Source organism: Streptomyces sp. NPDC001787, from assembly GCF_040297465.1.
Lineage (GTDB): Bacteria > Actinomycetota > Actinomycetes > Streptomycetales > Streptomycetaceae > Streptomyces.
The window spans coordinates 120,194-133,107 of sequence record NZ_JBEOZE010000003.1 but is presented as its reverse complement, the minus strand read 5'-3'; the positions used below and the strand labels follow the sequence as shown (position 1 = coordinate 133,107).

The window sequence follows — 12,914 nt, the reverse complement described above, 5'->3', positions numbered from 1 at the left end:
TGTCACAGGCGCCAGTCGGGGAGGTCGCCGGGGCGGTAGGCGCAGGTGGTGCCCGTGGTCACGGACTCCCGCAGATGCGCGGCCAGTGCGGGGTGCAGCGTGTCGAGCTTGCGCAGGGTGTCCCGGATGCGGGCGGTGACCGTCTTGCGGGCCCGTTCGGACTCGTCGCCCAGACGGCGGGTCCTGCCGCCGAGCCCGGCCGCGCGGCGCAGTTCGTCGAGCAGTGACCGCCGCTCCCGGTCGTATTCCCCCACCCTCCGCATGTCGTCCCGCGCCGCGGCACGGTCGATCTCCGCGTCGAGCCGGTCCAGGCGCTCCTTGTAGCGGCGCCTGGCCTCCTCGTCGAGCACGGGGTCGCCCCCGAGCCGGCGGGCGGCGACCACCTGCTCGCCGCCCTCGGGGGCGAGCAGGTGTACGGCGGGGACGTCGGAGCCGGGCACCCGCAGCAAGGTGTGCAGGTCGCGGAGCCCCTTGGCGTCCGGCACATGGACGCTCACCCCGGCCCAGCGGAGCGACCACACGGGCCCGTTCCGCCGGAACTCCGCTGCGGCCGGTACGGCGATGCCGCCGGGCGGCGGACGCGGGGTGGAGCGGGCCTGCGGGGACGCGGCCCCGGACGCCAGGTGGGGCAGGCCCAACTCAGCGGCCTCCCTGCCGACTTCGGCCAGCAGCCGGCCCGCCCACGCGGCATCCTCCGAAGCGGCTCCCGCCGCTCCCGCCCCGTCGCCCGCCGTGGCCCCGGCCCCGCCCCCGCCCCGGGCGAGCAGGGACTGGGCCAGGTGCAGCCGGGCGCGTACGGACCAGGGGCGGGCGCCCAGGCGGTCCGAGGAGGCGACGGCCTCGGTGAGCCGGGCCACCGCCGCGTCCAGGTCCTCGCGGGCGGCGGCGAGCAGGCCGAGCCAGAGGTCGACGGGACCGCTGATGTCGCACCCGTACAGCGAGACGACCCACTGCCCGGTGTACGGCGCGAGCGCCTCCTCGGCCCGGGAGATCAGCCGCCGGTCGCCCGTCAGCGCGGCCGTCTGCGCCAGCAGCCGGAGCCACAGCGGGGTGAGGGGCCGCGAGTAGGGGGCGGCCCGGTCGGACCTCTCGGCGATATGGCGCAGCGCGGGCGCCGGGTCGCCCTGCTCCACCGCCGTGATCGCCTCCAGCAGCCGGGAGTAGGGATATCCGGAGCCCGGCAGGCCGGTGAGGACCGCCTCGGCCTTCTCGTACCGCCCCTGGAGCAGCTGGTGGGCCCAGTGCAGATGGTCCGCCGTGAAGCCGAACGGTGAGGCCGCGGGGTCGCCCTTGCCCAGCGCCTTGTCCGCGAGGGCCTCGTCGGCCTCGGCGAACCGCCCCTGCAGGGAGGCGATCAGGCCGGTGTCCACGGCGATGCCCAGGTCGAAGCGGGGCATGCCGGACCGCTCGGCGAGCGTGACATAGGTGCGGAACTGGTCCACGAACCGCGGGTCGCCCAGTTCCAGCAGGGTCACCCACCGCATCGACGTGGCGTGCAGCTCCATCTCGCGGTGGTGGGTGCGCCGGGCCACGGCGGTCATCTCGTCGGTCAGCGCCAGGCGTTCCGCCGAGGAGCCGAGCCCCCACAGGGAGTCGTGGAGCGCCCAGAGGGAGAAGGCGAGCGCCTCGTCGTCCGAGCCGCGCCGGGCGAGCGAGACGATGTTGATGGCCAGTTCCCGGGCGAGCCGGTCGGCGGAGAGGTTCTCCTGGCCGTCCCTGCCGGTGAGCCTGCGGTGCGCCTCGCGCAGCAGGGTCGGCGTGGACGCGTCCCGGGAGCCCAGGGCGCCTTCGCGGTGCAGGGTCATCGCGACCCGGGCCAGTAGCTCCGGCTCGTCCAGTTCCTGGGCGAGTGCGACGACCCGGTCCAGACAGCGCTGCCCCTCCTCCTGCTCACCGCCGAGCCGCAGCTGCCAGGAGAGGTCCAGGCAGATCAGCGCGATCCGGCGGTGGTCCGGCGTCTCCCCGGTCGCCGTCTCCCCCTCCGCCGCGGCCAGGGCCCGCCGGTAGTGGCCGACGGCCTCCTCGCCGGCCAGCCGTCCCGAGGCGTCCCGGGCGGCCTCCAGCAGCAGGTCGACACGGCGTTCGCGGTCCAGGGCCCCGCCCGCCAGATGGGCGTGCCGGGCGAGGTCGCCGGGGAAGACGGACCCGACGAGCCCGCTGTGGGCGTCCAGGTTCCGTACGACCTCCGCGTGGCGCGCGCGGAGGGCCGTCGCGTCCAGCGAGGCGTACAGCGTCTCGCGCAGCAGGTCGTGGGCGAAGGAGTAGTGCCCGGACGGGCGGGCGACGACGACGCGTGCCGAGACCGCGCGTTCCAGCAGGGCCTCCACCTGCGCGACGGGCACGCCGTGCACCGCGGCGAGCACCTGGCGACGGAACTCCCGGCCGAGGACGGCCGCGGTGGTCAGCAGGGCGACCACCGGCTCGGGCAGCAGGGTCAGCCGCTGCCCGACCGCCTCGCGCACACCGGGCGGAATGGTGGAGAGCGGGCTGCCGCTGTGCCAGAGCCGGGCGGTCTGCTCGACGAAGAAGGGATTGCCGCCCGTACGCCGGTGGACCTCGTCGACCAGCCGCGCCGCGGGCTCCCGGCCCGTCGTGACGGCCATCAGCGCCCCCACCTCGTCGCGGCCGAGGCCGGTCAGGGTGAGGGTGGCCGAGGCGCGGGAGACGAGCGGCAGGATCAGCTGCCGGAGGGGGTGTTCCGGGGCTTCCGCCTCCACGTCCCGGTAGGTCCCGACGAGCAGCAGACGTTCGAACCAGGCGTGCTGGGCGGCGAACTCCAGGAGCCGCAGTGACGCCGGGTCGGCGCTGTGCAGATCGTCGAGGACGACTATCAGCGGGCGGCTCTGCGAGACCGTGACGAGGGCCGTGGTCACCGCGTCGTACAGCCCGAACGTCTCCGCGCCGTCCGGTGGACCCGCCTCCGGCTCCGGAGCTGTTCCCGGCCCGCTCCCCGCCTCGCCGAGCAGCACGCCCAGCCGTCCGTCCGACGCCTCCTGGGCCGCGGCCCACTCCGCGCCGGTGGCTGCGCGGCGCACCCCGCGCAGCACCTGCACCCACGGCCAGTAGCCCGGGGTGCTGTCGGAGTCCCAGCAGGAACCGCCGACCACGAGTGCCCCGCGCCGCTTCGCCCCGCGGGCGGCGTCCATGACGAGCGCCGTCTTCCCGATGCCGGCCTCGCCCGTGACGAGCACCAGGCCGCCGTGGCTCTCCGTCGCCCGGCCGATCTCGGAGCGGAGCACGCCTGCGGGATGGTCGCGCCCGAAGAGAGCAGGGGTCATGGCTACACGATAGGAGCAGCCCACGGCGGCGGGCGGCCCCGCGTGGAATCACGCGGGGCCGCCCGCCGCCCCGAAACCCCGGGCCCGGCCCGCCGGTCACCTGCGCCGGTCGGTCGCGTACAACCGTCAGTCGCGTACGACCGTCACCGGGCAGGGCGCGTGCTGGGTGACGTGGAGGCTGACGGAGCCGAGCAGTGTGGCCTTGAAGCCGCTGTACCCGCGGGCACCCACGACCAGCAGATTCGCGCCCTTGGCCCGGTCCAGCAGGGCCTGGGCCGGGTTGCCGATGACCACGATCTTGCTGACCTCGGCCGCTCCCTCGGCGCCGAGGGACTCCTCCAGCGCCTCGTTGAGGGACACGGTCGCCAGCGCCTGCGGATCGAAGTCCTCCGGCATGCCCGGCATCATGGACGCCCAGCTGGTCGCGGGGTACTCCCAGCTGTTCACGGCCTCCACCGAGTCACCGGTCAGCTCGGCCTGGCGTACGGCCCAGCGCAGTGCCTTGATCGACGAATCGGAGCCGTCCACACCTACGACGATCCTGCCCATATCTGCCTCCAGCTAGGTCAAAGATCAGCTTTCGATCCAACTGTAGTCAAACAGGACAAGCTGTCGTGCGGTGGGTCGGTCCGGCGGGAGGACCGGCCCACCGCCGGACCGGTCCGGACCGCTCCGGCTCAGTCGAGCCGGAGGTCGGCGAGCTGCTGCTCGAAGGGCACGACCGCTTCCTCGCCGCCGTCCAGGCCGGGCGTCCGGACCGCGCCGGAGACCGTCCGGCCCATGACCGCCGAGGCCAGCTCGCCGCCCGCCCGCCGGATGCGGGAGGGCAGGCCCTCGGTGTACTCGTCACCGGACGAGCCCCAGTCCTCCGAGGCCGCGTACACGGACGTCGGCAGGGTGACGGCCCGCAGGTAGGCGAAGAGCGGACGCATCGCGTGCTCCAGGACCAGCGAGTGCCGGGCCGTGCCGCCCGTCGCCGCGATCACGACGGGCTTCCCGGTCAGGGCGGTGTTGTCGATCAGGTCGAAGAACGACTTGAACAGTCCGCTGTACGAGGCGGTGAACACCGGTGTCACCGCGATCAGCCCGTCGGCCTCCGCCACGGTCTCGATCGCCTGCTTCAGGGCCTGCGGCGGGAAGCCGGTGACCAGGTGGTTGGCGATGTCGACGGCCAGATCGCGCAGCTCGATGACCTGGACCTCGACGCCGCGGTCCTGCTCCGTGCCCAGCCGCTCGCCGGCCGCCGCGGCCAGCCGGTCGGCCAGCATCCGGGTGGAGGAGGGCTTGCTCAGCCCGGCGGAGACGGCCACGATCCTCAGCGGCTCGGTCGCGATGGTGTCGAACACGGTTCTCAGACCTCCTTCGGGGCGTCGGCCGCGCCGCGCGCGGCGCGGGCGGCGGTGACCGCCGGGTGGACGGGGGCGTCCGGCACACCGGCCGGGCGCAGGTTGGCGAACTCCTTGCGCAGTACGGGCACGACTTCCTCGCCGAGGATGTCGAGCTGCTCCAGGACCGTCTTCAGCGGCAGCCCCGCGTGGTCCATCAGGAACAGCTGGCGCTGGTAGTCGCCGACGGACTCGCGGAAGGACAGGGTCCGTTCGATGACCTCCTGCGGGGAGCCGACGGTCAGCGGGGTCTGCTCGGTGAAGTCCTCCAGGGACGGCCCGTGTCCGTAGACCGGCGCGTTGTCGAAGTACGGGCGGAACTCCCGTACCGCGTCCTGGGAGTTCTTCCGCATGAACACCTGGCCGCCGAGGCCCACGATGGCCTGCTCGGCGGTGCCGTGGCCGTAGTGGGCGTAGCGCTTGCGGTAGAGGTCGACCATCTTCCTGGTGTGCTCCATGGGCCAGAAGATGTTGTTGTGGAAGAAGCCGTCGCCGTAGTACGCGGCCTGTTCGGCGATCTCCGGGGAGCGGATGGAGCCGTGCCAGACGAACGGCGGGACGCCGTCCAGCGGGCGCGGGGTCGCGGTGAAGGACTGGAGCGGCGTACGGAACTTGCCCTCCCAGTCGACGACGTCCTCGCGCCACAGCTTGTGCAGCAGCGCGTAGTTCTCGATGGCCAGCGGGATGCCCTGGCGGATGTCCTTGCCGAACCAGGGGTAGACCGGTCCGGTGTTGCCGCGGCCCATCATCAGGTCGACGCGGCCGTCCGCGAGGTGCTGGAGGGTGGCGTAGTCCTCGGCGATCTTCACCGGGTCGTTGGTGGTGATCAGCGTGGTCGAGGTGGACAGGATCAGGTTCTCGGTGCGGGCGGCGATGTAGCCGAGCGTCGTCGTCGGCGAGGACGGGACGAACGGGGGGTTGTGGTGCTCACCCGTCGCGAACACGTCCAGGCCGACCTCCTCGGCCTTGAGCGCGATGGCGAGGGTCGCCTTGATCCGCTCGTGCTCGCTCGGTGTCGTGCCGGTCGTGGGGTCGGTGGTGACATCCCCGACGGTGAAGATCCCGAACTGCATGGCGCCCGCCTCCAAAGACGTGGAACTGACTGATCAAGGAACTGATCTAGTAGTTGAACATTGAACTATGTGAACACACCCTACAACGGGACGCCCCCTCGTCCTATTCCGTCGCCCCGATCCGGCGCCGGATTCCGTCTCCTGCCCCCTGGGCGCGTCTCCGGTCCGGGCCGGCCGAACCCTGGAGACCGGACCGGGGCGCGCGCTAGACTCGCCCCATGACCTCCGTACTGTGCCGAAACTGGTGGCGCTCCTCCTAGGAGCGGCCACAGCACCTGCACGGAACCAGGGCCGTTCGAGATGGACGGCCCTTTTCGCTGCCCCCGTACGGCATCCGCGTACGGTACGGACGCGGACAGACACCGGAAACCGGCGGGCCGTCCTCCACGCACACCACCAGCGAGGAGAGACCATGACCAGCACGCTCCCGGAAACCGCCGCCGGCACCACCTCCGGCACTCCTTCCGGCGCCCCCTCCGGCACCGACCACATGTCCCTCGCCCCCGCCCGGCGCCGCAGCGCCGAGCTGGAGCGGCAGTTCCGGCAGACGCCCGACCGCTTCCGGGTGATGACCGGCGACCGGCCCACCGGACCCCTGCACCTCGGGCACTACTTCGGCACCCTCCACAACCGGGTCCGGCTCCAGGACCTGGGGGTCGACGTCTTCGTGATCATCGCCGACTACCAGGTCCTCACCGACCGGGACGTGGCCGACCGGCTCGGCGAGTACAAGGACGGGCTGCTGCTCGACTACCTCGCCACTGGCATCGACCCGGCCCGTTCCACGGTCTTCAGCCACAGTGCGGTGCCGGCCCTCAACCAGCTCCTGCTGCCCTTCCTCAGCCTCGTCTCCGTCGCCGAACTGGGCCGCAACCCCACCGTCAAGGACGAGATCGCCAACTCCCGGCAGTCCACGGTCAGCGGGCTGATGTACACCTACCCGGTGCACCAGGCCGCCGACATCCTCTTCTGCAAGGGCAATGTGGTGCCGGTCGGCCAGGACCAGCTGCCGCACCTCGAAACCACCCGCACCGTCGCCCGGCGCTTCAACGAGCGGTACGGGGCCGTCTTCCCGGAACCCGACGCACTGCTCTCCGCCGCGCCCCTGCTCCTCGGCACGGACGGGACCAAGATGAGCAAGAGCCGTGCCAACTCCGTCCCGCTCGGCGCCACCGCCGACGAGACCGCCCGCCTGATCAAGGGGGCGAAGACCGACGCCGACCGGCACATCACCTACGACCCCGCGACCCGGCCCGGGGTGTCGGGCCTGCTGCAAATGGCCGCGCTCTGTCTCGGCCGGGACCCGCACGACGTCGCCGAGGAGATCGGGGACGGCGGCGGCGCGGCGCTCAAGCGGACCGTGACCGACGCGGTCAACACCTTCCTGGCCCCGATCCGCGCCCGGCGGGCCGAGTACGCGCGGGATCTGCCGTACGTACGGTCGGTGCTCCGCGCCGGCAACGAACGGGCCAACGCCATCGCCGAGGCCACCCTGGACGAGGTGCGCGAGGTCATGGGCATGCGCGGGTAGGGAGCGCGGCGCGGGGGCCGGGCCGGACGCCGTCAGCGGCGCAGCGATACCGAGCGCTGTCTGCGCAGCAGTTCGGCCAGCCCCCGGCGGGTCGCGGCGATCACCACCCGGTCCTCGGCGCGCAGGACGTAGCCGGGGTGCAGATCCCAGATCAGGCCCGCGGGCTGGTCGGCGCCGTCGGGGCGGTACGGCGGGACGGCGGCCAGGTCCGGCCGGCGGTCGGCGGGCGGGGTGGCGTCCAGGGCCAGGACCCGCCAGGCGCCCGCGCGGAAGGCCTGGTCCACGGTGCGTCCCTCCAGCTGGGGGTGGCCCGCGACCTCCAGCGCGGCGAAGAGCATCACCTTGCGCTCGACCGGGACCGCGCCCAGGATCTGGCGGCCCATCATGGCGACCGCGAAGGACGGGGCGGCCAGGTGGGAGACGGAACGGGAACGGGTCAGGGCCTGCGGGTGCGCGGTGCGCAGGGTGCGGTAGACGGCGGTGGCGAACTCGTCGTCGTACAGCCGCAGGGCGACCCTGAGGTCCGGCTTGACCGAGCGGGCGTACAGCGCGGCTTCCAGGTTGGTGGTGTCGATGCTGGTGAGGGCCAGCAGGGCGCGGGCCCGGCGGATCTTGGCCGCCTCCAGGATGCCTTCCTGGGTGACGTCGCCCAGGACCGTCGGGACGTGCATGCTGCGGGCCAGCGGGATGCCCCGCGCCTCGGGGTCCTCCTCCACGACCACCACGGGGATGTCGAGTTCGCGCAGCCGGACCAGGACCCTGGTACCGATCTTGCCGAGACCGAGCAGGACCACATGGCCGGAGAGGCCGCGCGGCGGGCGGCGCAGCGAGGACGCGGTGCGCAGCGAGCCGAACGCCTCCAGGACCGCGGCCACCAGGAGCGGCAGCAGCATCAGGCCCGCGAGACCGGAGAGCAGCTGGATGATCTGGCGGGCCGGCCGGGCGCCCTCGGCCGGGTCGCCCATCGCGAAGAGGTCGAGCAGGGTGAGGTAGGCGGCGTGCAGCGCGTCGTCCCCCGTCGTCAGGACGGAGGCCACGGCCAGGGCGACCACGGCCGTCGCCACACCCAGCGCCGACCAGCGCAGCCGCCGGGAGAAGACCTGGGCGAGCGGTGCGCCCCGGCCTCCCATCCGGGTGGCGGGCCGGTCCGGGTCCGCCCGGCTGATGGCTTCCAGGACGACCGTGCCGCGGCCGGTCGCCGCGTCCACCGCGGCCTGGTCGGGCAGGAGCTGGGGGCCTTCGTCGCCGCTGCTGTCGGACCCCTCGGCGCCCGCCGGGTCGTGGGTGGTGGAGGACAGCAGGGCCAGTGTGCACAGTCCGGGGTCGGCCGTGTCGCCCGGCCGCGGCGGGGTGCGTTCGGCGGCGCGCAGGAGCAGGCCCTCGGCCTGGATGACCTTGCTGCTGCCGGTGAGCGCGGTGGCGGCCAGCGCGGGGGCGGCCGTGTCCGCGTCGGACAGGACGGTGGTGGAGGCGTCCAGTGCCGCGGGGTCGATGCCCGGCATGGTGACGGCCGCGGCCTGGTCGAGCAGGGCTTCCAGATGCTGGCCGAGCTTGCGGTTGTAGAGCCGGATGACCAGGCGCAGACGCGGGTTGAGGCGGCGGGCGGTCAGGGCGGCGCGGATGTTGCGCTCGTCGTCGTCGTAGACGAGCGCGAGCGCCGCCGCCCGGTCGACGCCCGCCTCTTCGAGTACGTCGTCGGAGGGCTCCGGCGCCTCCATGATGCGGACCGGCTCGACCCCGGCGTTGGTGTCGCTGTCGCTGGTGGCGATCCCCGTGCCGGTGGTGAGGGTGCCGCCGCCGTTGCGGTTCATGGCCGACGACATCCGGCCGAACAGGGCCGCCGCCCGGCCCCGTTGGGTCAGCGGCAGCTCCGGGCGGTTCGCGTCGCGGCCCGGCGGGAGGAGGAGCGTGACCCGTTCTCCGTACACATAACGCAGCTCCACCGCGAGCCTGCGGGCCAGCGCGTCGTCGCCGCAGACGACCATGTGTCCGGCGGTCGTGGGGTGTTGGGGCTGCGGAGGCACGGGAAGTGGGGGCACGAAACCCAGCATGCCTTGCTCCGTCCCGATCGGTGAGGGGTGCCGGTGATCTTTGTGCGACGGTGCGTGTGGGGGTGGTGGGGTGCCTGGGGCTGATGGGGGCCCAGGAGGGTCCATGGGGGTCCATGCGGAGCCGATGGGGCGAGGGGGCCCGGATGTGGAGCCGGGACGGATGCGGGACCGTGGCCCGGACGAGGAGCTGCCGGTGCGGTACTGCGGACAGTGCCGCACCGGCCGGGTCGTCCCCGTCGCTCCCCCGTGCTTCCCCCGTACCCCCGTGCTTCCCCCGTGGTGCTGACCGGATCGTGTCACCCGCGGCCGGACCGCCGCACTGCTGGAGTCCGGCAATCTTCCCGTGCTCCCGGTGCCGGGCACCGGCACCGGCCCGAGTGCGTTAAGAAAGTGTCAATGAATTTTCAACTGTGGAGGAGTCGGCGTGGCCGAGCCGGAGATCCCCGAGGAGCTTCTGGGGGACTATGCCCGCATCCTGGGGGAAGTCGCCGTCACCGGCCGCCGTCTCACGCGTGAGGAGCTGGAGGACCGCCGCGCCCTGGGCCGCCGCGCCGCCGAGGCGGGGCATCAGCTCCGCGCCCTGGTGACGCTGCACCTGTCGGTGACCCGTACCGACTGGCCGCGTACCGCGCTCGTCCGCACCGAGGCGGGCACGGACTGTGTGCTGGCCGCGGTGGAACAGGCCGTCGACGCCTTCGCCGAGGGGTTCGAGCGGGCCCAGCGGCTCACGGTGCGCCGCGAGGAGGCGGCCCGCCGTGAGTTCATCGACGACCTGCTCTACGGGCGCAGCGATCTGGGCCGTCTCGCCGAACGGGCCACCCGCTTCGGGCTCCGGCTGTCCCGGGCCCACGCGGTCGCGGTGGCCACGGGCCCCGAGGCGTACACCGAGACCGATGCCGTGCCGCGCAGTGTGGAGGCGGCTCTGCTGGCCCGGTTCAGCGGCCGGAAGATCCTGCTGACGACGAAGGACGGGCGGCTGGTCTGCATCGCCCCCGGCAGCCAGCCGGACGTCCTGAGGTACTTCGCCAAGCAGGCCCACGCGGCGACGGACGGCGGCCAGGTCGCGGTCGGCCGCCCGCACCGGGGGCCGGGCGGCGTCGTCCACTCGTACGACGAAGCGCTCGAAGCCCTCGATCTGGCCGGCCGGATGGGGCTCGACGACCCCGTGCTGTACACCGCCGACCTGATGGTCTTTCCGGTCCTGACCCGGGACCGGCAGGCGATGGCCGATCTCGTCCGCAGCGAACTGGGGCCGCTCCAGGAGGCCAGGGGCGGTGCGGAGCCGCTGCTGAAGACCCTCTCCGTCTACTTCGACTCGGGCTGCGTCGCGGCCGAGGCCGCCCGGCGGCTGACGCTGAGCGTGCGGGCGCTGACCTACCGGCTGGAGCGCATCCACCAGCTGACCGGGTCCGACCCGTCCGACCCGATGCACCGCTACGCGCTCCAGACCGCGGTGATCGGGGCCCGGCTGCTGGACTGGCCCGCCAAGGAGCTCTGAGGCGGTGCCGTGGCGCGCGGGGGAGCGCCCCGGGTGAACGGCGGCTCCGTCCACCGCCGTTCACCCGGGGCGGGACCATCGCGCCGCCGGCCGCACCCAGTCGGATCCACTCCTGCCGGCCGCGGCCTGCGGGCTGCCGGGTCACACCCCCACGTCGCGCCGTTGCATGTCGTCCAGGGACTCCCGCCGCACCAGCAGCCGCGCCGTTCCCCCGTCGACGGAGACGACGGGCGGTCTGCCGACCAGGTTGTAGCCCGATGCCATCGACAGGTGGTACGCCCCGGCGGCGGGCACCGCCAGCAGGTCGCCGGGCCGGATGTCACCGGGCAGCTCCACCCCGTCGGCCAGGACGTCGCCGGCCTCGCAGTGCCGCCCCACGACGGTGACCACCCGGTCCGGGGAGGCGGAGGACCGGCCGACGAGGCGGGGCGCGTACCGCACTCCGTACAGCGCGGGCCTCGGGTTGTCGCTCATCCCTCCGTCGACGGCGACGAAGGTGGTGGTGCCGGTCCGCTTGACCGCGAGGACGCGGTAGACGGCGACCCCGGCGGGCCCGATCAGCGCCCGCCCCGGTTCGACGGTGAGCCGCGGCACGGGGAGGCCCGCCCGCGTGCAGCCGTCGACGAGTTCGGCGCGGACCCGGGCGGCGAGGGCCGGGACGTCGAGGGCGCGCTCGCCCGGCCGGTACGCGATGCCGTGCCCGCCGCCGATGTCGAGCTGTGGCAGGGCGGTGCCGTGCTGCTCGCGGACGCGGGCGAGCAGCCCCACCATGCGGCGCACGGCGGCGACATACGGTTTCACGGTGGTGATCTGCGATCCGATGTGACAGTGCAGGCCGACCAGTTCGAGGCGCGGCTGGCCCAGCACCCGGTCGATGGCGTGCTGCGCGGAGCCGTCGGTGAGGGACAGGCCGAACTTCTGGTCGTCGGTGCCGGTACGGACGGCCGCGTGCCCGCCCGCCGAGATGCCCGGGACGACCCGGATCATGACGGGCTGCCGGCTTCCCCGCGGCACGAGCGCCGCCAGCCGGGTGATCTCCGAGGTGCTGTCGACGACGATCCGGCCGACGCCGAGCCGTACGGCGGTCCGCAGGTCCTCCGGGCTCTTCGCGTTGCCGTGCAGGACGATCCGCTCGGCGGGGAACCCCGCGCCGACGGCGAGCAGCAGCTCACCGGCCGAGCAGACGTCGAGCCCCAGCCCCTCCTCCCGGACCCAGCGGACGACGGTCCGGCACAGGAAGGCCTTGGCGGCGTAGACGACGTCGGCCTCGTCCGGGGGGAACGCGGCGCGGTAGGTGCGGCAGCGTCGGCGCACCTCGCCCTCGTCGAGTACGTACAGCGGTGTCCCGAACCGGTCGGCGGCCTCGGTGAGCGAGACCCCGCCGACGGCGACGTCCCCGTCCGTGCCGGGGCGCGCGGAGGCGGGCCAGAGGCCGGCCGGAACCTCGGACACAGCGGTGCCCGGGGCGGCGTCGGGAGCGGTGTCCGGGGCCGGGGCGGTGTCGGTGGCCGGGGCGGCGCCCGGGGCCGGGGTGCGGACAACAGGAGTCGTGGTCATGGCGCGGGCCTCTCAGCAGCCGTGGCGGGCGAGGGCGACCGCGGCGATGGCGGGTGTACGGGTACCGGTGCACGGCGGCCATGACGCGGTCCGGGGCGCGGAGAGCTGCGGGTCGACGGTGAGCGCACCGACCCCCAGCGGGGCCGCGAGCGCGCGCAGGGCGGGCTCCGCGAGAAGGATCCACGGCTGCCCCGCGCCCAGGGTGGCTTCGAGCTGCGACACGGAGGTGAAGGCGACGGCCGTGCGGTCACCGAGGGGGGTACGGAAGAACCGTGCAATGAAGGAGGGCGAACAGCCTGGGAAGCCCGGCCGGACGGGGACGACGAGCGGTCCGGCCGGGACGGGTTCGAGAGGGTCGGGGTCCGACATGGTGTTCCTCCTGCGTGTGCGGGGCCGCTGCTGTCATCGGCCCGTCTGCCGAAGCTATGCCCAGGCGGGAGGGGGACGGATACGGCTTTGACGCGCACTTGACGCAAAACCCCACCCCGGTGACGCGATGCTGATGCGCGTACGGGGGTGGGGTCCGGGGACACGGGGTCCG

The 12,914-nt window shown here is 73.7% G+C and carries 9 protein-coding genes; 2 read left to right on the top strand and 7 right to left on the bottom strand.

What is annotated here, in order from left to right; translation table 11 throughout:
* Positions 1 to 2 precede the first annotated feature (2 nt).
* From ABT170_RS05560 to ABT170_RS05545, 4 genes are all read right to left on the bottom strand, one after another.
* A complete protein-coding gene (locus ABT170_RS05560) occupies positions 3 to 3,278 on the bottom strand; it encodes an AAA family ATPase (protein ID WP_351864289.1) in 3,276 nt (1,091 codons plus the stop codon).
* Positions 3,279 to 3,404: 126 nt separating this feature from the next.
* Entirely contained in the window at positions 3,405 to 3,827 is a 423-nt protein-coding gene (locus ABT170_RS05555) for a universal stress protein (protein WP_351864286.1), read from the bottom strand.
* A 128-nt stretch (positions 3,828 to 3,955) separates the two neighbouring features.
* Positions 3,956 to 4,546 (bottom strand): CE1759 family FMN reductase, encoded by a 591-nt coding sequence (locus ABT170_RS05550; RefSeq protein ID WP_329944936.1) that lies wholly within the window; start codon positions 4,544 to 4,546, stop codon positions 3,956 to 3,958.
* 83 nt (positions 4,547 to 4,629) lie between these two features.
* Positions 4,630 to 5,736 (bottom strand): LLM class flavin-dependent oxidoreductase, encoded by a 1,107-nt coding sequence (locus ABT170_RS05545; protein WP_351864283.1) that lies wholly within the window; start codon positions 5,734 to 5,736, stop codon positions 4,630 to 4,632.
* A 490-nt stretch (positions 5,737 to 6,226) separates the two neighbouring features.
* Between ABT170_RS05545 and trpS the strand changes: the two genes are divergently transcribed.
* Positions 6,227 to 7,267, top strand: coding sequence for a tryptophan--tRNA ligase (gene trpS / locus ABT170_RS05540; RefSeq protein ID WP_329944935.1), 1,041 nt, complete (start codon positions 6,227 to 6,229; stop codon positions 7,265 to 7,267).
* Between the two features lie 32 nt (positions 7,268 to 7,299).
* Here trpS and ABT170_RS05535 read toward each other — a convergent pair whose 3' ends face one another.
* Positions 7,300 to 9,318, bottom strand: coding sequence for an NAD-binding protein (locus tag ABT170_RS05535; RefSeq protein WP_351864281.1), 2,019 nt, complete (start codon positions 9,316 to 9,318; stop codon positions 7,300 to 7,302).
* A gap of 424 nt (positions 9,319 to 9,742) precedes the next feature.
* Between ABT170_RS05535 and ABT170_RS05530 the strand changes: the two genes are divergently transcribed.
* Positions 9,743 to 10,816, top strand: a complete 1,074-nt coding sequence (locus tag ABT170_RS05530) for a PucR family transcriptional regulator (RefSeq protein WP_329944609.1) — start codon at positions 9,743 to 9,745, stop codon at positions 10,814 to 10,816.
* A gap of 141 nt (positions 10,817 to 10,957) precedes the next feature.
* Here ABT170_RS05530 and lysA read toward each other — a convergent pair whose 3' ends face one another.
* Positions 10,958 to 12,373, bottom strand: coding sequence for a diaminopimelate decarboxylase (gene lysA / locus ABT170_RS05525; protein ID WP_329944608.1), 1,416 nt, complete (start codon positions 12,371 to 12,373; stop codon positions 10,958 to 10,960).
* Positions 12,374 to 12,385: 12 nt separating this feature from the next.
* Complete coding sequence (locus ABT170_RS05520) at positions 12,386 to 12,742, bottom strand: SAV_915 family protein (protein WP_351864277.1); 357 nt, start codon at positions 12,740 to 12,742, stop codon at positions 12,386 to 12,388.
* Positions 12,743 to 12,914 lie beyond the last annotated feature (172 nt).